Here is a 24786-nt window from a genome sequence, read left to right on the forward strand (position 1 = left end):
TATTTAATATTGACCAGTACTCAACAACACCAAAGTACAGGCAACATCTACCTCTATACCATTCTTTTCCAGTAAGTTATAGAACTCTGGGTTTTCTGTTCCCGGATTAAAAATTACCCTTTTTGGAGATAAAGAGATAATCTGCCCATAATATTCTTGCTGTCTTTTAGGGTTTAAATAGAGTGTAATTGTATGAATATCATTAATTTTGTCCAAATTAGTATGAATTTCGACTCCAGAAACATTTCCTGCTCTTAATCCAAAAGCACATGTTTCTACCCCAGCAGCCACAAGTCTATTAATTGCAATATTACTGTAACGATTTGGTTTTAAGGATGCTCCAAAAACAAGGGTTTTTTTCATATTAATAATAAGATGTTAAAGTTTGCTTTTAATGTAACTATTTGTGCAATATTTCGTCTATTAGTAAAGTTAGATATAATCTAACTCTGTTTAAAATATTGTTGGTAACGCTATATGTTTATAGTTAATGGTTAGTGTTTAGTATAGCCTATCAGCATTTGAAGCCCGGCTTCCAATTTATTTGGGTTTGTCGGGTTTCTTTTTACTTCCTATCTCTAACTATCAAGTTAAACAGGCACAACTAAAAAATATTTGAAAAGCGGAGAACCAACCAGTAACAAAACAGAATTTATTACGTCTATTATAATGTACAGGGTTATTTAATAATGAAGATTGGTTGGTTTTTTTCGTATTGAATACAACTGTATAGCACCCATAGTAATTCTATGGGTGCTTTATTTTACCATTTAATAATGACACTGCCCCACGTAAAGCCACTTCCAAAAGCAGCCAAAACAACCAAATTACCAGGTTGCACCTTGCCAGACTCCCATGCCTCCGTTAGAGCAATTGGGATAGATGCCGCAGTAGTGTTGCCATAATTCATGATGTTGTTAAACACCTGATCATCACTTAACTGAAATTTCTTTTGGATAAATTGCGATATCCTTAAATTAGCTTGATGCGGCACCAACAAATCGATATCCGTAGCTTGTAAATTATTTTTTTGTAATCCTTCAATAATTACTTCACTAAAACGAACTACGGCATTTTTAAAAACAAATTGCCCGTTCATGTAAGGATAATACGATTCATCTTTTTCATCATTATCCTCAATAATATCGGTCACCCATCGTTTTCCCATTCCTGGTGCAATCAAAGAAAGTTCTTCTGCGTGCTGCCCTTCTGAATGGAGGTGTGTTGACAATATACCTTTAGTAGTATCTTCTTCCCTAGTTAAAATTGCCGCACCGGCACCATCACCAAAAATTACCGATACCGCCCTACCTCTGGTAGTCATATCCAAACCATGGGAATGTAGTTCTGAACCAATTACCAATATGTTTTTATACATACCCGTCTTTATATACTGGTCCGCAACAGAAATTGCATAGACAAATCCAGAACATTGGTTGCGAACATCCAGGGCCCCAACGGTCTTAATACCCAAGTCTCGCTGCACCAAAACACCTGGCCCAGGAAAATAATAGTCTGGACTCAATGTGGCGAATACTATAAAATCAATATCATCTTTATCTATACCAGCTCTCTCTATGGCGATTTTTGCTGCCTTAACACCCATGGTGGTAGTGGTATCACCATCGCCCTTTACCACATGTCTTCTTTCTTTTATTCCCGTACGCTCCTGTATCCACGCATCATTGGTATCCATAACCTTGGACAAGTCATCATTCGTCACTACATTTTCGGGCACATAATGACCAAGACCAATTATTTTTGAGTTATACATAGTAAAATTTTTACCCTGATAGTTCAGGCATCATTAGTGTTGCAATATAAACAACTATTAAGAATTCACCTTAATTTTGCAACAATCCCTACGAATAATAAAATTCAACCCTTACTTAATTAAGATATTGCCTATACTCATTAACCTTTATCTGCGCCTTTAAATCATGCAAAAGATTATAAAGACCAAAAAAAGTACGATTCATATATAAGAAATGTTTAGACCCCCTATTCCCGTTCATTTTTCGTAACTGCTTATCTGAAGAGAACTGTTCACCCAAATCTGCAATTTTAGCCCAGAATATCTCATCACCAAAATCAAACTCATCAGAATGAAAAGGACTGGTGAAAAGACTTAGCATCTGATGAAAAATGGATGAAAAGAAAGTAATTTCCTTCTGCGTATCATTGGGCAATAAAATTTCCAACTCATATAATTTATCCGTAAAAATTTGCGGGTCAGCTATACTTTCCGGGCGTGCCAATTCAAAATAAGGGGTATAAAAAGAATCTGGCACCTCTTTAATACAACCAAAATCTATAGCAATAAGTTCTTGTTCTGCACTCACCAAAAAATTGCCGGGATGTGGGTCAGCATGCACTTTACGCAATCCATGAATCTGAAACATATAAAAATTCCACAATGCCTGTCCTAATTTATTACCAATTTCTTGGCTGAAATCTGTTTTAGCAAACTCACTCAAATGTTTACCGGTCATCCAGTCCATGGTAATAATTCTTGAACTTGAAAGCTCTGGGTAATATTCTGGAAACCTTATATTTGGAATAACGCTACATGCCGTTGTAATTTCTTGACTTTGAGCTACCTCTAATACATAATCCGTTTCTTCCACCAACTTACTCTCTACCTCCTTAAAATATTTATCGGAATCTTTTCCCTGAAGATTAAACATTCTTATGGCAATTGGTTTTACAATAGCCAAGTCGCTACTAATACTTTGTGCCACACCAGGATATTGAATCTTTACGGCCAAAGGTTTGCCATTCTTTGTTGCTTTATGAACTTGCCCTATACTAGCCGCATTAATAGAATTTTTATTGAAGGTGTCAAAAACATCCTCAGGATATTTATTCATGTATTTTTTAAATGTCTTCCTCACCAAAGGCGCCGACAAGGGAGGTACGGAAAATTGGGACAATGAAAATTTTTCCACATATGCATTGGGCAGTAAGTTTTTTTCCATGCTAAGCATCTGCGCTACTTTTAACGCACTACCCTTCAAAGATTTTAAGCCATCATAAATATCCTCGGCATTATCTTCATCCAATTCTTCTCTCGTGGTATTTGGGTCTATTATTTTTTTACCCAAATACTTTGCATAATTGCCCCCAATTTTTGCTCCCGTACGCACTAGTTTACTGGCCCGCTCAATTTTTCCCGTAGGTATTTTATCTAATGTTTTCAAATTCTAAAATTTTAAACTAGGCAAAGGTTTCTTTATATAAAAATTTACCAAAGTCCAGTATATTGTCCAATGGGGTATTGTCAAAGACATCGAAAATAGTATTCACGGATTTTTCAATGGCCACATCTGTTTTTTCAAAACCTGGCGAATCATCTGTTCTCCAAAAGTTTATAAGGAAAAGAACCTGTAACCAAGCCCCTTCAGAAAACAATTGCGGATTATGCTTTGTAAGTTTAGAGCTTTTACCCACATTGCCCTTATTGATTAAATCTTTGGCAAATGCCTTCACCTCTGTTCTTAGTAGCTTAAGTTGACCTAAGTTTTTAATAGGACTTTCAGCATTATCCAAAACAAATAATACATAACTACGGTTTAAGGTAAACACCTCGAACAGGGTGTATAAAAATGTGAGCATTTTATCCCTATTGTGAAATTGCCCGTATTCCTTATTCTTATTAATAACGTTCAACGTATTTTCAAAAAAGGTTGTCCAAATACTTTTCTGTAAGGCTGAAATAGAACCAAAGTATAGATAGAAATCACTTTCAGCAATAGAACTATCCTTGCAAAATTTATAGACGGATTTAGGGACTCTTTCATGCTCCAGCACATAGTCCATATACAAGGTAATGATAGAATTCTTTGATGCTTTTTTTGTTTTACCTGCCATAATATTTTTTTTGATAAAATTTATATTGGATATTTTGTTTAATTATTATTTATATTCCTTTAGCAAAAACGTGTTACCTGAGAGGGTAACACGTTTTCAAAACAACCAAACCAATAAATAATCAACAAGTGATTATAGCATAAAAATCTTTTTCATAGCAATATTTATAATCACACTACAAATATACATTATGTTTAATTTATTTAAACTATTATTAAACAAAATAATTTGTTAAAATTTTACACCGACCACAACTGTCAGTTTGTCACAATAAGTAAGTATGGTATTTTTTTTGACTAGTACATCACACATAATTAAAAGTTCTATTACTACATAGCAAATAAATATTTAGAGATATGGCAACAGGTAAAATAAACGTGTCCGTAGACAACATTTTTCCACTGATCAAGAAATTCTTGTATAGTGACCATGAAATCTTTTTAAGGGAGTTAATATCCAATGCAACAGATGCAACCTTAAAGTTAAAACACTTAACGGCCATAGGCGAGGCAAAGGTAGAATATGGAAATCCCCTTATTGAAATTAAGGCAGACAAGGATGGTAAAAAACTTCATATCATAGACCAAGGTCTTGGAATGACCGAGGAAGAAGTAAAGAAATATATCAACGAAGTGGCTTTTTCGGGTGCAGAGGAATTTCTAAACAAATACGAAGATTCTGCCAAGGATTCGGGAATTATTGGTCATTTTGGTCTAGGATTTTACTCGGCTTTTATGGTAGCTCATAAGGTAGAAATTATCACCAAAAGCTATAAAGATGAACCTGCTGTTCATTGGTCATGTGATGGTTCTCCAGAGTTTGTAATGGAAAAGGCCACAAAAGAGGATCGCGGAACAGAAATTATTCTACACATTGCTGAAGATTCTACAGAATTTTTAGAAGATGCCAGAATAACAGGGCTCTTGAACAAATACAATAAGTTTATGCCTGTCCCTATTAAATTTGGGACCAAAACAGAAACGTTACCAAAACCAGAGGGTGCCAAGGAAGATGACCCAGCACCTACCAAGGAAGTGGACAACATCATCAACAACCCTAACCCAGCTTGGACCAAACAACCCGCAGATTTAAAAGCAGAAGATTACAAGAGCTTTTATAGAGAACTGTATCCTATGCAATTTGAGGAGCCTTTGTTCAATATTCATTTAAATGTTGACTATCCTTTTAACCTTACGGGAATTCTATATTTTCCAAAACTTACCAATGACCTTGCCCAACAGAAAGATAGAATTCAGTTGTACCAGAACCAGGTTTTTGTAACGGATAATGTGGAAGGTATTGTACCGGAATTCCTAACCATGCTACGTGGGGTCATAGATTCACCTGACATTCCTTTGAATGTTTCTCGTTCTTACCTACAAGCAGACGGCGCAGTAAAGAAAATCTCTTCATACATTACTAGAAAAGTTGCCGATAAACTTAACTCGTTGTTCAAAAATAACCGTGAGGAATTTGAAGCGAAATGGAACGATATTAAAATCGTTATTGAATACGGTATGCTTTCTGAAGAAAAATTCTTTGAAAAAGCTGATAAATTTGCCTTATACCCTACTGTAGATGGTACGTATTTAACTTTTGAAGAACTTCAGGAAAAGATTAAAGGCAACCAGACCGATAAGGATAATAAGCTTGTTATTCTTTACACATCTGATAAAGAAGCACAACATAGCTACATAGAAACTGCAAAGACTAAAGGTTATGAAGTCCTTTTATTGGATTCCCCTATTATTGGTCACCTAATGCAAAAAATGGAAAGTTCTAAAGAGAATATTTCCTTTGCCCGTGTTGATGCAGACCATATTGACAAATTAATTCAAAAAGAAGATACTCAAATTTCCAAACTGTCAGAAGAGGAGAAGGAGACTTTAAAAACAGAACTGGAAAAAGTTATTGGTGAAAAGAGCAGCTATACCGTGCAATTAGAGGCTATGGACAGTGATGCGTCTCCGTTTACCATTACAGAGCCAGAGTTTATGCGCCGTATGAAGGAGATGCAACAAACTGGCGGAGGCGGTATGTTCGGTATGGGGAATATGCCAGAAATGTATAACCTTATCGTAAATACGAACAGTACTTTGGCAAGTGAAATTCTTGCTACTAAAACTGCCAAGAAAAAAGAACGTTTGATTAATCAATCCTTAGATCTGGCCAAACTTTCCAAAGGTTTGCTTAAAGGTAAGGACCTTACAGAGTTTATTAAACGTAGCTATGAGATGGTAAAGTAATTGTACTATTTTATACGAAACTTTATAAAAAAACCGCTTCAATATTGAAGCGGTTTTTTTTTATTTAAACTGATTTGAATATTACCAATAAATTGGTCCTGTTCCTAAATACTTTTCCGCAATTGGCTGATAATAATCCAGCACCTCATCCAAATCATACACTTTTTGACTCTTCGTATATAAGTCATATTTATTAAAGTCCTTTATGATCTCTAAGTATTTGGCATCCTTCTCATTTACGATTTCTTTGTATGCTCCTCCTGAATGCCATGGATAAAAAGAATGATACCGTATCATGACCATAGCTTCTTCAGGTAAAGAATTGGTCTTATGATTATTAAGTACTTGATATAAATATTCATCATGACCCCAGGCCAAGTCTACATTATCAATACCACATCCTGCCTCATAAATACCGGTAGGCGTGTTATATTTCTCATTATGCATATCCTCATTTAATGTATTGAACTCAGGATACACACATGAATCAGGTAACCTACAACCAACAATGAACACATCACCGACCATACCCCATTGTTCTGCCTGGCTAGTACCGTCTTCATCACTTCCTTTTAGGAACATCACTTTTCCTAAGTCATGTATAAGTCCTGTTAATTGCATCCAGTCTGGTCTACCATCTGCACGTATGGCTTCTGCACTTTGTATTAAATGCTGAATATTAGGTAAATTAATATCGGGGTCGCTTACATCAATTAAACTGTTTAAATGACGCATTGCTTCCCATAGATCCATAGGTGTATCATAGGTCAAATACTTTTTATGCATACGTTTTACATAATCCAGTGTTTGATTTTTCCTCATTTTACGATAATGCTCTTTTACCGCAGCGGACACATCTGGAGCCTCATAGTCTCTAAAAATTTTTTCCTCCATGATTAATTTATTTTATTGTTACAAATAATACTAAAATTTTATACACTTCCTAAAATAACATACAGAATTACTGTGAATAACACAAGAAACAAGCTAAAAGGCTTAGCATATTTCCAAGGTTTTATATCTAGAATTCCAGAATCTTTCATCTCAAACTTTTCCTCTTTTGAGAAAAAGAAAGAAACCAAATGCATGACTACTATGTTAAGGACAAACTCTATTCCCCATATATGGACAAAATGAAGATTTACCTCAAAACCAAAGTTTAAAATAACATAGAACAAGAGACCAAAGAACAATCCGGCCTTTGCTCCGGTAGCAGAAACTCTTGGAAAAAGAAACCCTGCAATGATTACACTGGCTATAGGTATAAAAAATATTCCGTTAAGCTCCTGTAATAATTGATAGAGTCCTTCTGGCGCATTTGCTACGAATGGGGCGATCGCAATGGCCCCTATGGCCAAAATAGCGGAGGTCAGTTTACCAATACGCACCAATTTAAGCTCACTGATATTTTTATTGATATATCGCTTAAAAATTCCTAAGCTAAACACCGTAGCGGCACTGTTCAATGCACTATTAAACGTACTTAAGATAGCCCCCATCATGACCGCTACAAAAAATCCGGTCAACCATAACGGCATTACCTTTTTTACCAATAAGGGGTAAATATTGTCCTGATCGTCATAATAGGCATCACCAAAGTAATAAAAGGCAATCAAACCAGGTAATACGATGATCAACGGCACTAAAATTTTCAACAATCCTGTATATAACAATCCCTTTTGTGCTTCCTTTAAATTAACGGCACCCAATACCCGCTGAATAATAGATTGATGCATGGTCCAAAAGTAAAGCTGGTTGACCATAAGACCTGTAAACAGCACTTCAAAAGGTAAAATGGCCGAACGCGAACCTTCACCAACTCCAGGCTCATTACTTATTACGTTAAATTTTTCCGGACTATTTTGAAACACGGTTTCCAGGCCTCCCCACATATTACCGTCCCCAATACTCAGTAATGCCAAAATAGGCACCAATAAACCTGCCACCAATAATCCAAAACCATTAATAGTATCTGTATAGGCCACCATTTTTAACCCTCCAAATATGGCATAAATAGCGCCTAATGTACCTACCGTTACAATGGTAATAATAATACCCTGCTCCTTACTGACATTCAACAACGTTGATATTTCAAAAATTGCTTCAATATTCAATGCTCCGGTATATAGAACAATGGGCAGCAAAGTGGCTACAAAGGAAATAATCAGCAATAACGCTACCAATGTCCTGGTAATACCATCAAATCTTTTTTCCAGATACTCAGGTATAGTGGTTAGGCCCATACGTAAATATTTGGGCGCAAAATATAAAGCTCCTACCACTAGAGCCAGCGCAGATGTTACTTCCCATGCAATGATAATAGCTCCATTTTTATATGCAGAACCATTCATACCTACCAAGTGTTCCGTTGATATATTGGTCAACAATAAGGATCCGGCTATAACAATACCGGTTAACGACCTACCCCCAAGAAAATAGCCATCTTGTGTATCAAGTCTATCCCTACGTAATTTCCAAGTCGCATAAAAGGCGACAAAACCGGTAAATAAAATAAATGTTAAAAATGCCATCGTTGGTAAATATAGAAAAATACTCTTATCGAAGTGTGAAAATTACACCTACCTGCTTCATTTTCATATAGTAACCAAATTGCTTTTTGTGAAATTAACAATCACAATTCTTAAAAATACAAATTTTATGTATTGATTATCAATTACTTACAAATAATACCGAAATGAAATTTGTTCAGTCATAAATTTATTCTATTTAACAAATTGTAAATTAATTGTAAAATTGTTGTTAACTACAGATTATAAACAGATAGTTTTTGTATTAAATACACAACTGTAAATTAAAAATTAAACCACTATTTTTTGTAATTACATTTACCCGTTTTAATGTAGAAACCTCCGTAAAAGCCAAAATTTTCCTTTCATAGCACTACTTGCACTTACAATAAGATTAGGCAGGCTTTCACCAGAAATACTTGGGCTTTTTTTATCTTCACCGCATGAAAGTAATTTCTACGAACATTGGAGAACCGGTAACTATTGATTGGAACGGCAAAAAAGAACAAACAGGTATTTATAAATACCCCACCCAACATGGGTTGTTCTTAGGTAAAAATGATGTAAAAAATGATACGGTGATTGACCGTGTTCACCATGCCGGCATTAATAAAGCATGTTACTTATTCTCCGCCGATCATTATGCATATTGGCAACCTAAATACCCCAACTTAAAATGGGATTGGGGCATGTTTGGCGAAAACCTTACTATAGAAGGTATAGATGAATCTAAAATTTTAGTAGGTAGTATTTACAGCATTGGAAAGGCACTGGTTCAAATTACCCAACCACGGGAACCTTGCTATAAACTTGGTATACGTTTTAACGATTCTAAAATCATTAAGGATTTTATTACGTACAATAATCCGGGAACCTATGTAAAAGTTATTGAAGAAGGACATGTATCTATTGGCGATTCCCTAATTTTGGAACAAGCATCCAACAATGCACTCACCGTTCAAAATTTTTATCAATTACTATTCGAAAAAAAGAAAAATAAGGACCACCTTGCTTTATTCATGAGCAATGATGCCGTACCTCAGTATAAAAAGGAGAAACTTAAAAAGTTTCTTTCACCATCTTAATACACTTTTTAATGAAAAATATTGTTTTAACCTTTACCATAATTTTTGGGTTAACCACACAAGCTCAAAGAATATCAAATTCAGATATTACAACCAATCCTACCACCCATAACATTGGATTTACAACCCTATTGGCCCGTTATTACGATGACGGCCTAAAACTAAATCCCTTAAACGCAACGTTTCGAGGAGATAACAGATACAACGATACTCTACCTAATTTTATATCGGAGGCCTATAAAGAAAAATTAAAAGATTATTATACTTCCTATTTAGCATTGTCCAAGAAATTTGCTGAAAAAAAGCTTTCTGAAACCGAAAAAATGTCCAACGCTATTCTGCAGTGGGAATGTGAAATAAATTTAGAAGAACTCTCCTTTGAGGATTATACCCCAATAGATCAGATGTGGTCCATGAATTTAATGATCGGTCAATTGGCCGGTGGTACCAGTGCCCAACCCTTTAACACCGTTGAAGATTACAACAACTGGTTAAAAAGATTGGAGGATTATGTAGCATGGTTAAAAACAGCTAAAACACGTATGCAAGATGGTATCAAAGCCAAAAACGTACTCCCTAAATCATTAATCACTAAGGTTTTACCGCAATTACAAAGTGTACTCACAAAAGATGTTGAATCTAACTTGTTTTACAGCCCCATCCTTAATTTTCCTAGTGATTTTACTGCTTCTGAACGTAAAGAATTAGAGACTGCCTACTCAAATACAATAAGCAATACGATCATACCCGCATATAAAGCATTATATGATTTTATGGCTACGGATTATTTGAATGCAGGACGAACTACTAGCGGAATACAGGGCATACCAAATGGAGACGCCTATTATGCTCATCAAATAAAAAAATATACGACCACCTCAATGACTGCAGAGGAAATTCATACTATAGGGCTTAATGAAGTAGCAAGATTACGTGCCGAAATGGAAAAAGTAAAGCAACAAGTTGGCTTTACCGGTAACCTAAAAGAATTTTTTGATCATGTGCGTACAAAAAAAGAATTAATGCCATTTACAGACCCACAACAGGTCATTGACAACTTTAATGCAATTCATAAAAAAATGACTCCTAAAATAAATGAATTGTTCAGTAAGCAGCCCAGCACTCCTTTTGAAGTAAGAAGAACCGAGTCTTTTAGGGAAGCTTCTGCTAGTGCAGAATACAATCCTGGTTCATTGGATGGTTCCAGACCTGGTATTTTTTATGTACCAATACCAGATGTGGATACATATAACATATATTCTGATGAAGATTTGTTTTTACATGAAGCAATACCCGGTCATCATTTTCAGATTTCATTGACACAGGAAAACCAAGACCTGCCACAATTTAGAAAAACCTTATGGTACAGTGCTTACGGTGAAGGTTGGGCGCTGTATACAGAATCTTTAGGTAAAGAGTTAGGATTATATGAAGACCCCTATCAGTATTTTGGTATGCTAGGAGCAGAAATGCACAGGGCCGTTAGGCTGGTGGTAGATACCGGTTTACATTCCAAAGGATGGACAAGGGAACAGGCCATTGCATACTCTCTTGAAAACGAAGCGGAATCAGAAGCTAGTATAACTTCAGAAATTGAACGTTATATGGCCAACCCCGGACAAGCCCTTTCTTATAAAATTGGTCAATTGAAAATTTTGGAACTTAGGGAGAAAGCAGAGAACATGTTAGGTAAAAAGTTTGATATAAAGGTTTTTCACGAAAAAATTCTGGAAACCGGATGTGTTCCTTTGGCTATCTTAGAAGATAAAATAGTGCAATGGATAAATTCTAACCTATAACATATATTAAATCAATACCAATTTTCATGGACAATCCTTGGCATTTAAACCTAATGGCCGTTATCTACATCTTTGCAGGTATTATGCATTTCATTAAACCCAAAATGTATCTAAGGATTATGCCTAGATATCTACCATACCACAAACAACTGGTAATTTTGAGTGGGCTGGCAGAAATAATTTTAGGTATTGGTTTGTTTTTTAAAGAAACAAAGAACTTGGCATGTGCTGGTATTATTGCCATGCTTGCTGTATTTCTATTGGTGCATGTGTATATGCTTTCTAGCAAAAAGGCTTCTGCAGGAATACCAAAATGGATTTTATTGTTAAGGCTACCACTACAGTTTGTTCTCATGTATTGGGCCTTTAGCTATATGACACTTTTATAAAATAAAAAAGGGGACGCTCCCGTCCCCTTAGTGAAATCAACTTAAATCAACTTAATTAACAACAAACTCTTCAGTATATGTTTTACCATCAGACTTTACGATCACTACGTAAACCCCTGGGAAAGCATCTGTAAAATTGAACGCTTTTTCTACGATCAATTCATCTGTAACTTCTTGTGCAAATACCGTTCTTCCTTCGGTATCATATATTTTTATTGACATCTTAGACTTATCCAAGTTTAGATAGTTCATAAGAATCATATTGTTGGTCTTTCTAAAGAAAGGCTTGATATCTTCATCAGCATCAACAATTTTTACATTGTTCTTATCTAAAACTATGGTATATGAGTAGTTTTTAAGATTGTCATCTGCAGAAAGGTAATAAACACCATCTGCCAAATCTTTAAAATTCAATTTCTTGCTAAAAATTCCTTCAGATACTTTTTCAGAATAGATAACATTCAAATCAGAATCCATCAATTTGATCTGAACACCTACTGATGAAGCTTCCATCGTTAAAACGACGCTTTTAGCTTTTCCAGCAGTTAAAAGGTTCAATTTTGGCTCTCTTGCCATGCCCGCTACTGTAGCAAACATAAAGGCAACAACTGTGGTAATCTTTAGAATGTTTTTCATAATAAATTATTTTTAAGGGTTACATATAATTTACATTACAAACATACACCCGTTTTCAAGTGCCCACTACATCATATTTTCCCAATTTATGTGCTATTTTAACCTCTTCACTATTACTTAACACTGCATAAGATAAGATTACACAGAATTAGGTTAATTTTGCAAAGTAGACCCTTATTTAGGTTGATTAATTTTATAGTATTAAACAAATATTATGGTAAAGCAAAAACCTACTTTTGAAGCTATTAAACCAGATTTTGGACATTCTTTTACTTACCAAAGGTTTGATGAAAACAAATTGAACAAGAATAATGTATGGCATTATCACCCTGAGCTAGAATTGGTATATGTAAACGGGGGATCGGGCAAACGTCAAATTGGTAGCCACGTATCCTATTATACCAATGGCGACCTTATATTAATAGGTAGCAATTTACCCCATTGCGGTTTTACCGATGCCCTTACAGGCAATACCAGTGAAACTGTGGTACAAATGAAGATGGATTTTTTAGGCCCCGACTTTTTTAACCTTCCTGAAATGAAAAAGATACAAAGCTTGTTCAGTAAGGCAAGTGGCGGTATAGCGTTTTCTGGCAAGACCAAAAGAAAGATCGGAGACAAAATGGAGGTATTGGAATATCAGACAGATTTTCAACGTCTTTTATCTATCCTTAATATATTGAACGAACTTGGAAATTCTGACGATATGCGCCTTTTGAATGCAGAAGGGTTTTCCTTTACCACAGATGTAAAGGACAATGACCGAATTAATATTGTATTTAACCATGTAAAAAATAACTTTAGGGAAGAGATAACACTTGAAGAAATATCTTCTATGGTAAGTATGACCATACCATCATTCTGTAGGTATTTTAAAAAAATTACCAATAAGACCTTTATCCAATTCGTAAACGAGTATAGATTGGTACATGCATCTAAACTATTGGCAGAAAAACCAATGAGCATTACCGAGGTTTGTTTTGAATGTGGCTTCAACAATTTTTCCCATTTCAATAAATCTTTTAAGGCCTTTACAGGACAAAACCCATCAGAATATAGAAATGAACTAAAAACGGTCTTGGTTTAATGAAGGGGCTTTTTGACGATGTTATAAAGTTAGACTTACCCGATAGCGATATTTGTTATGTGCCTAAGTTTATCTCAAGCGCTAAAGCGGATGTTTTTTTTGATGTTCTAAAGCATACGATTCCATGGCAGCAAGATGAAATCACGCTTTTTGGAAAAACCTACCCGCAACCCAGGTTAACGGCCTTATATGCAAACAACAGCAAAAGCTATTCCTATTCTAACATCACCATGCACCCCCTACCCTTTACAAAGGAACTGCTGGAAATTAAGCATGCTTTGGAAACATATACAAAAGTAGCGTTTACTACCTGTTTATTAAATAGATATAGAACCGGTAGCGATAGTAATGGTTGGCATGCCGATAATGAAAGGGAGCTTGGGGAAAACCCTATCATTGCATCTATTAGTCTGGGGGCTTCCCGTTATTTTCATTTAAAGCATAATACCCAAAAAGAGCATAAACAAAAGATCAACCTACAACCTGGTAGCTTATTACTGATGAAAGGTAAAACGCAACATTTCTATAAACATCAAATTGCAAAAACGGCCAAACCCGTTAAAGAGCGCATAAACCTAACGTTTAGAATTATTAAATAATCCTTAAAGTTCAAGGAGTATTACCAAAAGTTGTTGTTGCACCGTATCTTTATCTTGCTATGAACAAAGAATTTACAGAGAGAGACCTAGACCGTATTATTGAAATGGCCTGGGAAGACCGCACCCCATTTGAGGCCATTACATTTCAATTTGGCATAACGGAACAAGAGACCATTGCAATTATGCGAAGGGAAATGAAACCCAGTAGTTTTAGAATGTGGCGAAAACGGGTTCAAGGAAGAGCCACAAAACACACCAAATTAAGGTCAGGGAATACGGATCGTTTTAAATGTTCCAGACAACGAAACATAAGCGGTAATAAAATAGCTAAACGATAATTATTTAAAAAGGTCGTTTAAGACGGTAGCTAAACGTACACCACCTTTCTGCAGTTGTACCGTTACCGTATTCCACCAATCATAGCTATACCTATATCCCAACTTCTCCCCAGTTTCTACAGAGGCATACACTTTTGCTGCCAATAGATGGGATTCCTCTACCCAATCTAACAACGTTCCGTTCTGTAAATATTTTAACTGTTCCTTACTCAATTTAGGATATTCCGTAGCCAGTTCCGTAAAACTCATACCGTTAAATTCTATCAAGTTCGTATCCCACACCCTATGCAGATTGGTACCATTGCCAAACCATTGCAATTGTATATCGTTACCGCCCTTGTCCTCAAACCTTCCTACATGCATGGGTTGATGTAGGTCTCCTATAAGGTGTATTAAAAATTTTAGATAAAAGGCCTTATCCTCTTTACTGGTAGTTGTATCCTTTATTTTCTGTATACAGGTATTGACCCCTTGTACCAAGTCCCCATACTTACTAGGTTCTATATCCGCATAGGTTTTATTGAACGGAATATTAACATAATGCCAAGAACTGAATTTACTATATGACCTATCTGCTTTGATTTCATCTGCAAAATTTGAAACCGCGGCCAAACTTTTACCATCCAAAATTTTTTCTATGGCACGTTTTGCCTTTCTACTTAAATGCTGCTCGGCAATTTCACCTACCACCCGGTGTCCGGTTTTGGACCATACCATATCGTTTGCCCAAAGGTTTGGGAGAAATAATACACAAAGCACGAGAACAAAAAATTTCTTCATCATAAAAAGTTTTGCCAAAAATAGGATTTCATATTTTAAGGTATTGTTAAAACTTCGGTAAGGTTAAATTTATATTAGAACTTGCGTCAATGAAAAAAAAGTCATCAAAACAACCTCAGCGCAGACAACGATATATTAAAATAATAGGGTATACGTTTTTAAGTCTACTGGCATTCTTTTTCCTTTTTATTTTTAGTGTGCAAATTGGTGTTTGGGGAAAATTACCTTCTAAAGAGGAACTTTCCAATATACAATATCAAATGGCCTCTGAAGTTTTTACCGCAGACAGTGTGCTTATAGGCAAATATTACCTCTACGACCGACAACCAATTTCATTTGAAGAATTTCCGGAACATTTAACACAGGCACTCATTGCAATAGAAGACGAGCGTTTTTACGAGCATTCTGGAATAGATTACAAAAGTTTACTAAGAGTCGCCTTTAAAACGGTTTTAATGGGCAACAATGCTTCGGGTGGTGGTAGTACCATTTCACAGCAACTAGCAAAAAACCTATATCCTAGAAAAGAGCGTAACCGTACCAATTTGTTGGTCGACAAGGTCAAGGAGATGATTATTGCCAAAAAACTTGAACGTATTTTTGATAAGGATGAAATTCTGACCAATTACCTAAACACTGTATCCTTTGGTGACAATACTTTTGGAATTGAAAGCGCTGCACTAAAATTTTACAATACCAGAACCAAGGACTTAACTATTCCACAGGCCGCAACTTTAGTAGGGATGTTAAAGGCAACCTATGGCTACAACCCAAGGTTGTTCCCTGAAAAAAGTAGGAACAGAAGAAATTTGGTTTTAAAGGCCATGGAGGCTAATAACTTTATTACAGAAGAAGCTACTTCTAATTTTGTTGAGGAAGAACTTCAATTAGATTATAGGGAATTTGATTACAATGCTGGTATAGCTCCCTATTTCAGAGAGCAGGTAAGAAAAGAAATGCTGAAATGGATAGACGATCAAAAAGCCAAGGGTTTAGACTATAATATTTACACCTCTGGTTTAAAGATTTATACCACCCTAAATTATAAAATGCAGCAAGTTGCAGAAGATGTCCTTGTAAGCCATATGAGCAAATTACAGGCAGATTTTGAACGCAGTTATGGCAATAATGCACCTTGGCTAAAAGACAATGGTTTAATGGAAAAAATTGCAAGGAAAACCAATGCCTATAAAAAATTACAAAAAACAGGCATACCCCATAAACAGATTATCGATAGCCTTAGTAATGACCATAGGCTTCGTCCCCTAAACAATTGGAAAGAGAACAAAGAGGTAGAGGCCTCTACCATGGATAGTATAAGGCATTACACCAAATTTCTCAATACCGGTTCATTGGTTGTTGACCCAAGCAATGGAGAGGTTTTGGTCTGGATAGGGGGCATTAATTTTAAACAATTTAAATATGACCATATTGCTCAAAGTAAGCGGCAGGTCGGTTCCACATTTAAACCTATAGTTTATACAACAGCCTTGGAAAAAGGAATACCACCTTGTACTTATTTTTCTGCAGAAGAAGTACAATATGACAATTTAAAAGGCTGGTCCCCAAGTAATTCTGGCAATAAGGATGAAGCATACCTCAACTATTCCATGGAAGAGGGACTAAGTAATTCCGTTAACACCGTTGCCGTTAAAGTTCTTGAAAAGACAGGTATTGGTAATGTCATAGATATGGCCAAGTCTATGGGTATTTCAGAAAAACTACCCAACGAAGCCTCTATTGCCTTAGGTACCGGAGAAATCAGCATCCTTGAACTCGCCAAAGCCTATACAAGTTTCCCTAATTACGGTACACCAACAACACCTATATTAATTAAAAGAATTACCAATCAAAAAGACTCCACTTTAGCAACGTTTACATCCAAGAAGCAGAATGCCGCATATTCAAAACAAACGGCACAAACGATGATAGAAATGATGAAGTCCACGATCAATACAGGAACCGCCAGCAGATTACGAACAAGCTATGGTCTAAAGAATGATATTGCCGGCAAAACAGGAACTACACAAAACAACAAGGATGCGTGGTTTGTAGGGATAATGCCAAAATTGGTACATATTTCTTGGGTAGGCTTGGACCAGCATGAAATAGGCTTTAGCAATACCGGTATAGGTCAAGGTGCAAATGCCGCGCTTCCCTTGTTTGGACTATGGATCCAACAATTGAACAAGAAAAAAGATTTTGACCCCTATACCAAAAGCAGGTTTTCTAAACCTTCTTCCGCTGTTACAGAAGCCCTTAACTGTGAGCCTATTAAGCGAGACGGCTTTTTTAAACGGTTGTTCAAAAACCCAAATAAGAAGAAAACTAAAAAATTTAAATCTCAATAACCTGGCTTTTAACAATATCACTATTCTAAAAAAAACCTAGTTACACGGGTTAAACCTTAAATTCCATGGTATGGAATAAGTTTAGCATTTATTTAACGAAACAAAAACTTAAATTTGGCCCACCAACCGTCTAACCACCGTTCAAATGACCAAGTATATAAGCACTTTAGTGCTATTACTTTTTTGCTTTCAAGCTTATGCCCAAGACATCAATAAATCCTTTATTGTTAAACAAGTCAATACACGAATAGTACCTGATGGCATTCTTGATGAACCGCAATGGAGCACCGCGAAACCAGCAACTAATTTTTGGCAATATTTCCCACTAGATTCCGTACAGGCCAGTAAGCAGACCGAGATTAAAATGCTTTATGATGACAATAACCTTTATGTGGGCATCACCGTTTATACCGCTGGTAATGATTACGCCATACAATCCTTAAAGAGAGATTTCAGGGCCGGAAATAGTGATAATATTACCCTATTGTTCGATACATTCAATGATGGCAATAATGCCTTTCTATTTGGCATTAACCCTTATGGGGTTCGTAGAGAGGGGTTGGTTTCCGGTGGCGGACTAAATTTAAACGGATTCACCATTTCATGGGATGTAAAATGGAAAGGAGATTCCAAAATCTATGACGGGTACTATACTTCGGAAATGGTCATACCCCTTACCGCTTTCAAATTCAAGGAAGGTGAAACAAAATGGAGGTTCAACAGTTATCGTTTTGATACCCAATCCAACGAAAACAGCACTTGGATGAACATTCCCCAAAACCAAAATATCTATGGGCTTACCTTCATGGGTGATATGATTTTTGAAAATCCTTTAGGGAACTACAGAACGCCATTAGCTTTTATTCCTTATGTAAATACAATTACACAAGAGGACTTTGAACTTCAAGAGACCAACACTACCCTTAAGGTGGGTGGTGATGTAAAAATTCCTATTGGCAACAGTATGAACTTGGATGTTACGGTAAATCCAGATTTTTCCCAAGTTGAAGTTGATGACCAAGTTACCAACCTTACCCGGTTTGAGGTATCGCTTCCTGAAAAAAGACAGTTTTTTATTGATAACAGCGACCTTTTTGGAAGCTTTGGCGGTGGTAGGGATGCCAATCCATTTTTCTCAAGAAGAATAGGTATTGCAAAGGACACGGCAGATAATTCCATTGAAAATAAAATTATAGGAGGGCTACGTTTAAGTGGTAAGGTAAATAAATCGCTCAGGTTAGGATTTTTAAATCTACAAACGGAAGAAGACTTGGAAATGAACATTGCCTCTAACAACAATACCATGTTGGCCCTACAGCAAACGGTATTTGGCCGGTCTAATATTGGTATGTTCTTTATAAACAGGGAAACTTTTAAAGATTATGATTTTCAGGCCCCAGAAGACCGGTATAATCGTGTAGCGGGTGTAGATTACAACCTTATTTCTGATAATAATGTGTGGAACGGCAAGTTTTATGTACATAAGTCCTTTGCACACAATGCCGGAACTAAGGATCTATCATCAGGCGCTTTTTTACAATACAATTCAAGAAATTGGAACTTCTTTGAAGATCTTGTGTACTTAGGTAACGATTTTAGGTCTGATCTTGGGTTTATACGTAGGACCGATATTTTTAAAAGTGCTACTATGATTGAACGTATTTTTTGGCCTGAGAACAGTGCGTTACAAACCCATAGTTTTCAATTTTTTCCAATAATTACCTGGAGTCCAGATGCTAATTTCACAAAAACAGATTATGACCTAATGGGGGCATGGGAGTCCAAATTTAAGGATCAGTCGGAAATTAATATAGGCTACAGCCACTCCTATACCTATCTTCTGGATGAATTTGACCCTACCAATACTGATGGTGCCGTAAAACTGCCAAGTGAAGTAGGTTACCATTACAATAACGTTTCTATTGAATACCAATCTGATAGAAGAAAGAGATTTGGGTTTACGGTAGAGCCCTCTTACGGTAGTTTTTTTAATGGCGATAGATTCTCCGTTCAAGGGGAAATGTTCCTAAGATTTCAACCTAAGGTCTTTTTGATCATGAGGGCCAATTATGATAAGATTACTTTACCTGCCCCCTATTCCAGCGCAGATATTTGGCTCATAAGCCCAAAAATAGATGTAACGTTAAGCAAATCTATATTTTGGTCTACTCTTGTTCAATACAGCAATCAACGTGATAACCTAGGCTTTAATTCAAGGTTGCAATGGCGTTTTGCTCCATTATCAGATTTGTTCATTGTATATAATGACAATTATTTTGTTAATGTGTTTGAACCTAAATTCAGGTCCATCAATCTAAAACTTACCTACTGGTTAAATATTTAAAATGAATTATAAAATTTTGTGTTCAGATTTAGATGGCACCTTACTATCTACCAAAAGTGATGTTTCTAGCTTTACTATATCGCAAATACAACGTATAAAAGAATCAACAAGGATAATTTTAGTATCGGCAAGAATGCCTAGCGGTATGGTCTATATCCAAGAAAGACTTGGTATTACGGACCAACCTATAATTTGTTATAATGGCGCATTGGTACGGCACGGAGATAAGGATATATCCTCTGTAGTCATTCCGGTAAACCTTTTACAAGACATTTTTGAACTAACCATTGGCCTCAATGCCAAATTAGGATTGTATTATAATGATGAATGGTATGTGCCCAATATCTCTGAAAGGGTAGAGAAAGAAATTAAATACACCAAGACAACCCCGGTTTTTCAAGAGACCAAGACCACATTATCCCACTGGGAAGAAAGACAAATAGGTGCGCATAAGATTATGCTTATGTGTACTCCAGAGAGTGCGGACGTATTAATGCCAACACTTACTAATACGTTTGGTGAGCAGCTTAACCTGTACCGATCTAATGACACCTTAATAGAAGTAGCCCCCAAAGTAGTATCAAAACTTACGGCAATACATTCCCTTTTAAATAAGGGAGAAAACCTGAAGGATGTTATTGCTTTTGGGGACAACTACAATGATATTGAAATGCTTGAAAATGTTGGGTGCGGTGTAGCTGTTGCAAATGGAAGGGAGGAAGTCAAGAAAATTTCCAAATACGTAGCACTAAAGAACACTGAAGATGGCGTAGCACATTTTATAAAGAACCACCTAGTATTTTAAGTATATTTGACAGGAACCTACCCTTTTAACTATGTACCCACTTTCTACACAACCTTTTATTACTAATGACACCGTAACCTTTGGCCTGCTTGCCCTTTGTCTTGGTTTTATCTTCTATACGTCAAGTTTAAAAAAAGGATTTTGGAGTAAATTTTACAGTATTGTACCTGCGGTATTAATGTGCTATTTATTACCGGCCATACTTACAAGTACCGGAATAATTTCAGACGAATTATCTAATCTTTACTTTATGGCCAGTAGATATCTCTTGCCAGCGGCATTGGTTCTAATGACCTTGAGCATTGACCTAAAGGCTATATCCAATTTGGGTTCCAAAGCTATTATCATGTTCCTTACCGGTAGTGCAGGGATCATAATTGGTGGACCTCTTGCTATTCTAATTGTTTCTATATTCTCACCGGAAACCGTAGGCGGCAATGATTTTGATGCCATATGGAGAGGATTATCAACCATAGCCGGTAGTTGGATCGGTGGTGGTGCCAACCAGGCGGCCATGCTAGAAATTTTTCAGTACAACCCAGAGAAATACGGTGGTATGGTACTAATAGATATTGTGGTGGCCAATGTTTGGATGGCCATTGTACTATTAGGCGTAGGTAGAACAAAAAAAATAGATACGTGGTTGAAAGCGGATACCTCTGCCATAGAGACTTTAAAAATTAAGGTCTCCACATTCACCGAAAAAATTACCAGGGTACCCACATTGCAAGACTATATGATTATGTTATCCTTAGCTTTTGCCGCTGTTGGTGCCGCCCATTTCTTTGGTGACCATATAAGTTCTTTCTTAAATGAAAATGTAGAAGCGGTAAACGATCAAAAAAGTTTTCTCTCTTTCTTGGGGTCTAGTTTCTTTTGGATGGTGGTTATTGCAACAACGATAGGCATATCACTATCCTTTTCTAAGGCCAAAAATTATGAAGGTGCCGGCGCAAGTAAGATCGGGGGTATGTTCATTTATATTTTGGTAGCTACCATAGGTATGAAAATGGATTTAGGAAAAGTTCTTGAAAACCCCGGACTCATTGCAATAGGATTTATTTGGATTACCATTCATGCCGGATTAATGATTCTTGTAGCCAAATTGATTAAAGCCCCATATTTCTTTTTGGCCGTAGGTAGCCAGGCAAACGTAGGTGGCGCCGCCTCTGCACCCGTAGTTGCGGCCGAGTTCCACCCTTCCCTTACATCTGTAGGGGTGCTTCTAGCAGTGTTAGGTTATGTTGTAGGAACTGGCGGGGCTTTACTCTGTGCATACTTAATGGAAGTTGCATCTGCCCTTTGATGTTGTTTTACCAACAAATTACTTTCATGGCTCCCATATCTACTAAAATTTACAGATATTTGCGCTCTAAAATTATCCAATGAAAAATTATATTTATGCTCTAGTTGCCCTTCTGGCACTCAACTCTTGTGGCGATGAACAAAAGGATACACTAACGGTAACCGGTAATATTAAGGGACTTAAAAAAGGGACCGTTTATTTACAACATGTACCAGACTCCGTATTGGTTTCCGTAGATTCTGTTGCTATTAAGGGCGATGGTAGATTTACCTTAAAAACCGAACTTAACAGCCCAGAAATATTTTACCTCTACTTGGATAAAAAAGATAATAACGATATTAACGACAGAATTACCCTTTTTGCTGAACCGGGAACAATTACCGTACAGACCAACTGGAATACCTTTGATACCACGGCCAAAATAACAGGGTCAGAAAGCCATGAAAAATTAGAGGAATATAGAAAGACCATTTCCAATATCAATAAAAAGAATGTTGAGATCATGATGGCCGCTGCAAGGCCGGAGAGTGAATTGGCCCAAATAAGTATAGATTCCTTGCAAAGTATTAGTAATAGAAATACCCAAAGAGGTTATGCCTACTCTATCAACTTTGCGTTGAACAACAAAGCTTCCTTTATAGCACCCTATATTGCGGTAAAGGAAATTCCAGATGCCAATAGAAAATACCTAGATTCTATTTATGGTTCATTATCCGAAGAAGTAGCCGATTCTAAATACGGTAAAGAGCTTGCGAAACTCCTGAATAAATAAAATCATCTATAATAAAAAAAAGCATCCTTATTTAAAAGGATGCTTTTTTTTGTGCTTAATTTTTAATCCTGATTAGGATAATTTGTTTAAATCCTCAATCAATTTGGAAGCTTTTACTTCTAAATCTTTTCTTACGGATTTAAAATGTGTTTTCTTATTTTCTACGTTTGGTTTGTTTACCTCCGCAATAAGCTCATCAAAAGCATCAATTGCGTTATCAATTATAGCTGCTCCTTCTTTAGAGGTACTGTTGCCGTTAGCGGCATCAACGATATAAACACCTTCTATAATGTCACCTAGAACATTATTAATATCTTTCTTTAAATTTTTAATACTTGCCATTACTAATTATTTTTTGCAAAAATACAATTTTAGAATTGCGGAAGGCTTTTTTACCGTTAAATAGTGACTTCCAATAATTTTGCCCCAGTGGATATCAATTCTATTTTATCTGTCATAGCCGGTAAAAGCACTGTTTCTCCTTTTTTAATATGAGCTTCGCCTTCTGCTGTTTTAACTAGAGCCTTACCGCCTACACACATATAAATGGTAAAGGAATCTCTTTCTTTGGTGTTCAAAACTACATCTTTAGTAAGTTCAATAAAATTGGTTTTAAAATACGGACAATCAACCATAGTTTCCACCGTGTTCAATTCCTTGGAATAAGATATCTTGAAATCATCTTTCTTTTCATAATCTACCGCATCCAAAGCCAATTCCGTATGTAATTCCCTAAGGTTGCCTTCTTTATCCTTTCTATTAAAATCGAACACCCTATAGGTTACATCAGATGTTTGTTGTATTTCTGCCAACATTACCCCTGCACCTATAGCATGAATTTTTCCGGTATTGATAAAGAATGTATCCCCCTCCTTTACTTGCTCATAATTTAACAGGTCTAATAAGGTATCATTTTCTACACTCTCTGCATACTCCTTTTTTGTAACGCTTCTATTAAAACCTACAATCAATTCTGCTTTTGGGTCCGCATCCATGATATACCACATTTCTGTTTTACCAAAAGAATTATGCCTTTCCTTTGCCAATTTATCATTAGGGTGCAGTTGAATGGATAAATCTTGCTTAGCATCTATGAACTTAATCAATATTGGAAAATCTGTTCCAAAACGATCCACCACACTTTTACCAAGTAATGCTTCTGAATGATCATCTATCAAATCTTGTAAAGAAGTGCCTTGCAAGTCTCCATTGGCAATTATTGAAACATCGCCCTTAACCGTAGATAATTCCCAGCTTTCACCGGTAATGTCGCTTTCAATAGGTTTTCCTAAAACTTCTTTTAACTTGGTGCCTCCCCAAAGTCTTTCTTTTAAAATTGGTTTAAATTTTAAAGGATAGATATTCATAGATTTAAATTTTAATTGATAAGATGTTTGTTACAACGCAGAATGTTTTCCTTTCATATAATAGGCAGAACAATTACCCTGAAAATGTAACAAAATTTCTAGGTGTCTCATAAAGCACAACCTCCAGTTCATGGGCATCTATAATATGCGGTCTTAATTTGTTCCATATGACCACCACAATATTCTCGGCTGTTGGATTTAAACTTTTAAATTCCGGAACCTCAATATTTAAATTCTTATGGTCTAAATAGTCCTCTACCTCTTCCTTTATCAAGTCCTTTAAAACTTTCATATCCATCACAAAGCCTGTTGACTTATCAATTTCTCCAGTTACACTGACAATAAGTTCATAATTGTGACCGTGAAAGTTTGGGTTGTTACATTTACCAAAGATCTCGGTATTTTTTTCATTGTCCCAGTCTTTTCTATATAACCTATGCGCCGCATTAAAATGTGCCTTTCTACTGACCTTTACCTTCATTTC

Annotated in this window: 23 protein-coding genes; 12 read left to right on the plus strand and 11 right to left on the minus strand. The window is 36.1% G+C overall.

The features are described from left to right. Positions 1 to 3: 3 nt before the first annotated feature. From ABVM52_RS02435 to ABVM52_RS02450, 4 genes are all read right to left on the minus strand, one after another. Positions 4 to 363 carry a CoA-binding protein gene (locus tag ABVM52_RS02435; protein ID WP_405383367.1) on the minus strand — a complete coding sequence of 120 codons (360 nt, stop codon included), beginning with the start codon at positions 361 to 363 and terminating at the stop codon, positions 4 to 6. 400 nt (positions 364 to 763) lie between these two features. Continuing rightward, positions 764 to 1774, minus strand: a complete 1011-nt coding sequence (locus tag ABVM52_RS02440) for a 3-oxoacyl-ACP synthase III family protein (RefSeq protein WP_405383369.1) — start codon at positions 1772 to 1774, stop codon at positions 764 to 766. 115 nt (positions 1775 to 1889) lie between these two features. After that, positions 1890 to 3200 (minus strand): ABC1 kinase family protein, encoded by a 1311-nt coding sequence (locus ABVM52_RS02445; protein WP_405383371.1) that lies wholly within the window; start codon positions 3198 to 3200, stop codon positions 1890 to 1892. Between the two features lie 16 nt (positions 3201 to 3216). Beyond that, positions 3217 to 3870, minus strand: a complete 654-nt coding sequence (locus tag ABVM52_RS02450; protein WP_405383373.1) for a TetR family transcriptional regulator C-terminal domain-containing protein — start codon at positions 3868 to 3870, stop codon at positions 3217 to 3219. Positions 3871 to 4226: 356 nt separating this feature from the next. Between ABVM52_RS02450 and htpG the strand changes: the two genes are divergently transcribed. Beyond that, positions 4227 to 6116: a molecular chaperone HtpG gene (htpG, locus tag ABVM52_RS02455; RefSeq protein WP_405383375.1), complete on the plus strand. Its 1890-nt coding sequence runs from the start codon at positions 4227 to 4229 to the stop codon at positions 6114 to 6116. An 81-nt stretch (positions 6117 to 6197) separates the two neighbouring features. Here htpG and ABVM52_RS02460 read toward each other — a convergent pair whose 3' ends face one another. Next, positions 6198 to 7010, minus strand: a complete 813-nt coding sequence (locus tag ABVM52_RS02460; RefSeq protein WP_405383377.1) for an inositol oxygenase family protein — start codon at positions 7008 to 7010, stop codon at positions 6198 to 6200. A gap of 38 nt (positions 7011 to 7048) precedes the next feature. After that, entirely contained in the window at positions 7049 to 8647 is a 1599-nt protein-coding gene (locus tag ABVM52_RS02465) for a solute:sodium symporter family transporter (protein ID WP_405383379.1), read from the minus strand. Positions 8648 to 9087: 440 nt separating this feature from the next. On the opposite strand from ABVM52_RS02465, the gene ABVM52_RS02470 reads away from it, so the two are divergent. The 3 genes from ABVM52_RS02470 to ABVM52_RS02480 are packed head-to-tail and all read left to right on the plus strand — an operon-like array spanning position 9088 to position 11917. Then, on the plus strand, positions 9088 to 9729 hold the full coding sequence (locus tag ABVM52_RS02470; RefSeq protein ID WP_405383381.1) for an MOSC domain-containing protein: 642 nt from the start codon (positions 9088 to 9090) through the stop codon (positions 9727 to 9729). 11 nt (positions 9730 to 9740) lie between these two features. Then, on the plus strand, positions 9741 to 11528 hold the full coding sequence (locus tag ABVM52_RS02475; protein ID WP_405383383.1) for a DUF885 domain-containing protein: 1788 nt from the start codon (positions 9741 to 9743) through the stop codon (positions 11526 to 11528). Positions 11529 to 11554: 26 nt separating this feature from the next. Continuing rightward, the gene (locus tag ABVM52_RS02480) at positions 11555 to 11917 is read left to right on the plus strand and encodes a MauE/DoxX family redox-associated membrane protein (RefSeq protein WP_405383385.1); all 363 of its coding nucleotides are present in this window, start codon (positions 11555 to 11557) and stop codon (positions 11915 to 11917) included. Positions 11918 to 11968: 51 nt separating this feature from the next. Here ABVM52_RS02480 and ABVM52_RS02485 read toward each other — a convergent pair whose 3' ends face one another. After that, positions 11969 to 12553: a T9SS type A sorting domain-containing protein gene (locus tag ABVM52_RS02485; RefSeq protein WP_405383387.1), complete on the minus strand. Its 585-nt coding sequence runs from the start codon at positions 12551 to 12553 to the stop codon at positions 11969 to 11971. 214 nt (positions 12554 to 12767) lie between these two features. Here ABVM52_RS02485 and ABVM52_RS02490 point away from each other — a divergent pair, with 214 nt between their 5' ends. From ABVM52_RS02490 to ABVM52_RS02500, 3 genes are read left to right on the plus strand one after another with little or no spacing between them, the layout of a single operon-like run. Continuing rightward, the gene (locus tag ABVM52_RS02490; RefSeq protein WP_405383389.1) at positions 12768 to 13640 is read left to right on the plus strand and encodes an AraC family transcriptional regulator; all 873 of its coding nucleotides are present in this window, start codon (positions 12768 to 12770) and stop codon (positions 13638 to 13640) included. Continuing rightward, entirely contained in the window at positions 13640 to 14239 is a 600-nt protein-coding gene (locus ABVM52_RS02495) for an alpha-ketoglutarate-dependent dioxygenase AlkB family protein (RefSeq protein ID WP_405383391.1), read from the plus strand. The genes ABVM52_RS02490 and ABVM52_RS02495 overlap by 1 nt, the downstream gene beginning before the upstream one ends. Before the next feature lie 59 nt (positions 14240 to 14298). Next, positions 14299 to 14577, plus strand: coding sequence for a TIGR03643 family protein (locus ABVM52_RS02500; protein WP_405383393.1), 279 nt, complete (start codon positions 14299 to 14301; stop codon positions 14575 to 14577). On the opposite strand, the gene ABVM52_RS02505 is transcribed toward ABVM52_RS02500, so the two are convergent. Continuing rightward, positions 14578 to 15360, minus strand: coding sequence for a S1/P1 nuclease (locus ABVM52_RS02505; RefSeq protein WP_405383395.1), 783 nt, complete (start codon positions 15358 to 15360; stop codon positions 14578 to 14580). Between the two features lie 86 nt (positions 15361 to 15446). Here ABVM52_RS02505 and ABVM52_RS02510 point away from each other — a divergent pair, with 86 nt between their 5' ends. The 5 genes from ABVM52_RS02510 (at position 15447) to ABVM52_RS02530 (ending at position 22935) form a co-directional block, all read left to right on the plus strand. Then, positions 15447 to 17708: a transglycosylase domain-containing protein gene (locus ABVM52_RS02510; protein WP_405383397.1), complete on the plus strand. Its 2262-nt coding sequence runs from the start codon at positions 15447 to 15449 to the stop codon at positions 17706 to 17708. 145 nt (positions 17709 to 17853) lie between these two features. Continuing rightward, positions 17854 to 20052 (plus strand): DUF5916 domain-containing protein, encoded by a 2199-nt coding sequence (locus ABVM52_RS02515; protein ID WP_405383399.1) that lies wholly within the window; start codon positions 17854 to 17856, stop codon positions 20050 to 20052. 1 nt (position 20053) lies between these two features. Continuing rightward, positions 20054 to 20857 carry a Cof-type HAD-IIB family hydrolase gene (locus ABVM52_RS02520; protein WP_405383401.1) on the plus strand — a complete coding sequence of 268 codons (804 nt, stop codon included), beginning with the start codon at positions 20054 to 20056 and terminating at the stop codon, positions 20855 to 20857. A 31-nt stretch (positions 20858 to 20888) separates the two neighbouring features. Further along, positions 20889 to 22163 (plus strand): DUF819 domain-containing protein, encoded by a 1275-nt coding sequence (locus tag ABVM52_RS02525; protein ID WP_405383403.1) that lies wholly within the window; start codon positions 20889 to 20891, stop codon positions 22161 to 22163. Between the two features lie 79 nt (positions 22164 to 22242). Beyond that, positions 22243 to 22935 carry a DUF4369 domain-containing protein gene (locus tag ABVM52_RS02530; protein WP_405383405.1) on the plus strand — a complete coding sequence of 231 codons (693 nt, stop codon included), beginning with the start codon at positions 22243 to 22245 and terminating at the stop codon, positions 22933 to 22935. Between the two features lie 72 nt (positions 22936 to 23007). Here the strand turns inward: ABVM52_RS02530 and ABVM52_RS02535 are convergent, their stop codons facing one another. From ABVM52_RS02535 to ABVM52_RS02545, 3 genes are all read right to left on the minus strand, one after another. Then, positions 23008 to 23277: a hypothetical protein gene (locus tag ABVM52_RS02535; protein ID WP_405383407.1), complete on the minus strand. Its 270-nt coding sequence runs from the start codon at positions 23275 to 23277 to the stop codon at positions 23008 to 23010. Between the two features lie 56 nt (positions 23278 to 23333). Beyond that, positions 23334 to 24296 (minus strand): type I phosphomannose isomerase catalytic subunit, encoded by a 963-nt coding sequence (locus tag ABVM52_RS02540; protein ID WP_405385091.1) that lies wholly within the window; start codon positions 24294 to 24296, stop codon positions 23334 to 23336. A gap of 79 nt (positions 24297 to 24375) precedes the next feature. Next, positions 24376 to 24783 (minus strand): 6-pyruvoyl trahydropterin synthase family protein, encoded by a 408-nt coding sequence (locus tag ABVM52_RS02545; RefSeq protein ID WP_405383409.1) that lies wholly within the window; start codon positions 24781 to 24783, stop codon positions 24376 to 24378. Between the last annotated feature and the right edge of the window lie 3 nt (positions 24784 to 24786).

This window comes from Maribacter sp. LLG6340-A2 (assembly GCF_045057105.1).
GTDB lineage: Bacteria > Bacteroidota > Bacteroidia > Flavobacteriales > Flavobacteriaceae > Maribacter.

Excerpts from the sequence above, each read along its gene's own strand:
- ABVM52_RS02435 (WP_405383367.1), bottom strand. The coding sequence starts at position 363 with ATGAAAAAAACCCTTGTTTTTGGAGCATCCTTAAAACCAAATCGTTAC.
- ABVM52_RS02440 (WP_405383369.1), bottom strand. The coding sequence starts at position 1,774 with ATGTATAACTCAAAAATAATTGGTCTTGGTCATTATGTGCCCGAAAAT.
- ABVM52_RS02450 (WP_405383373.1), bottom strand. The coding sequence starts at position 3,870 with ATGGCAGGTAAAACAAAAAAAGCATCAAAGAATTCTATCATTACCTTG.
- htpG (WP_405383375.1), top strand. The coding sequence starts at position 4,227 with ATGGCAACAGGTAAAATAAACGTGTCCGTAGACAACATTTTTCCACTG.
- ABVM52_RS02460 (WP_405383377.1), bottom strand. The coding sequence starts at position 7,010 with ATGGAGGAAAAAATTTTTAGAGACTATGAGGCTCCAGATGTGTCCGCT.
- ABVM52_RS02465 (WP_405383379.1), bottom strand. The coding sequence starts at position 8,647 with ATGGCATTTTTAACATTTATTTTATTTACCGGTTTTGTCGCCTTTTAT.
- ABVM52_RS02470 (WP_405383381.1), top strand. The coding sequence starts at position 9,088 with ATGAAAGTAATTTCTACGAACATTGGAGAACCGGTAACTATTGATTGG.
- ABVM52_RS02475 (WP_405383383.1), top strand. The coding sequence starts at position 9,741 with ATGAAAAATATTGTTTTAACCTTTACCATAATTTTTGGGTTAACCACA.
- ABVM52_RS02480 (WP_405383385.1), top strand. The coding sequence starts at position 11,555 with ATGGACAATCCTTGGCATTTAAACCTAATGGCCGTTATCTACATCTTT.
- ABVM52_RS02485 (WP_405383387.1), bottom strand. The coding sequence starts at position 12,553 with ATGAAAAACATTCTAAAGATTACCACAGTTGTTGCCTTTATGTTTGCT.
- ABVM52_RS02490 (WP_405383389.1), top strand. The coding sequence starts at position 12,768 with ATGGTAAAGCAAAAACCTACTTTTGAAGCTATTAAACCAGATTTTGGA.
- ABVM52_RS02495 (WP_405383391.1), top strand. The coding sequence starts at position 13,640 with ATGAAGGGGCTTTTTGACGATGTTATAAAGTTAGACTTACCCGATAGC.
- ABVM52_RS02500 (WP_405383393.1), top strand. The coding sequence starts at position 14,299 with ATGAACAAAGAATTTACAGAGAGAGACCTAGACCGTATTATTGAAATG.
- ABVM52_RS02505 (WP_405383395.1), bottom strand. The coding sequence starts at position 15,360 with ATGATGAAGAAATTTTTTGTTCTCGTGCTTTGTGTATTATTTCTCCCA.
- ABVM52_RS02510 (WP_405383397.1), top strand. The coding sequence starts at position 15,447 with ATGAAAAAAAAGTCATCAAAACAACCTCAGCGCAGACAACGATATATT.
- ABVM52_RS02515 (WP_405383399.1), top strand. The coding sequence starts at position 17,854 with ATGACCAAGTATATAAGCACTTTAGTGCTATTACTTTTTTGCTTTCAA.
- ABVM52_RS02520 (WP_405383401.1), top strand. The coding sequence starts at position 20,054 with ATGAATTATAAAATTTTGTGTTCAGATTTAGATGGCACCTTACTATCT.
- ABVM52_RS02525 (WP_405383403.1), top strand. The coding sequence starts at position 20,889 with ATGTACCCACTTTCTACACAACCTTTTATTACTAATGACACCGTAACC.
- ABVM52_RS02530 (WP_405383405.1), top strand. The coding sequence starts at position 22,243 with ATGAAAAATTATATTTATGCTCTAGTTGCCCTTCTGGCACTCAACTCT.
- ABVM52_RS02535 (WP_405383407.1), bottom strand. The coding sequence starts at position 23,277 with ATGGCAAGTATTAAAAATTTAAAGAAAGATATTAATAATGTTCTAGGT.
- ABVM52_RS02545 (WP_405383409.1), bottom strand. The coding sequence starts at position 24,783 with ATGAAGGTAAAGGTCAGTAGAAAGGCACATTTTAATGCGGCGCATAGG.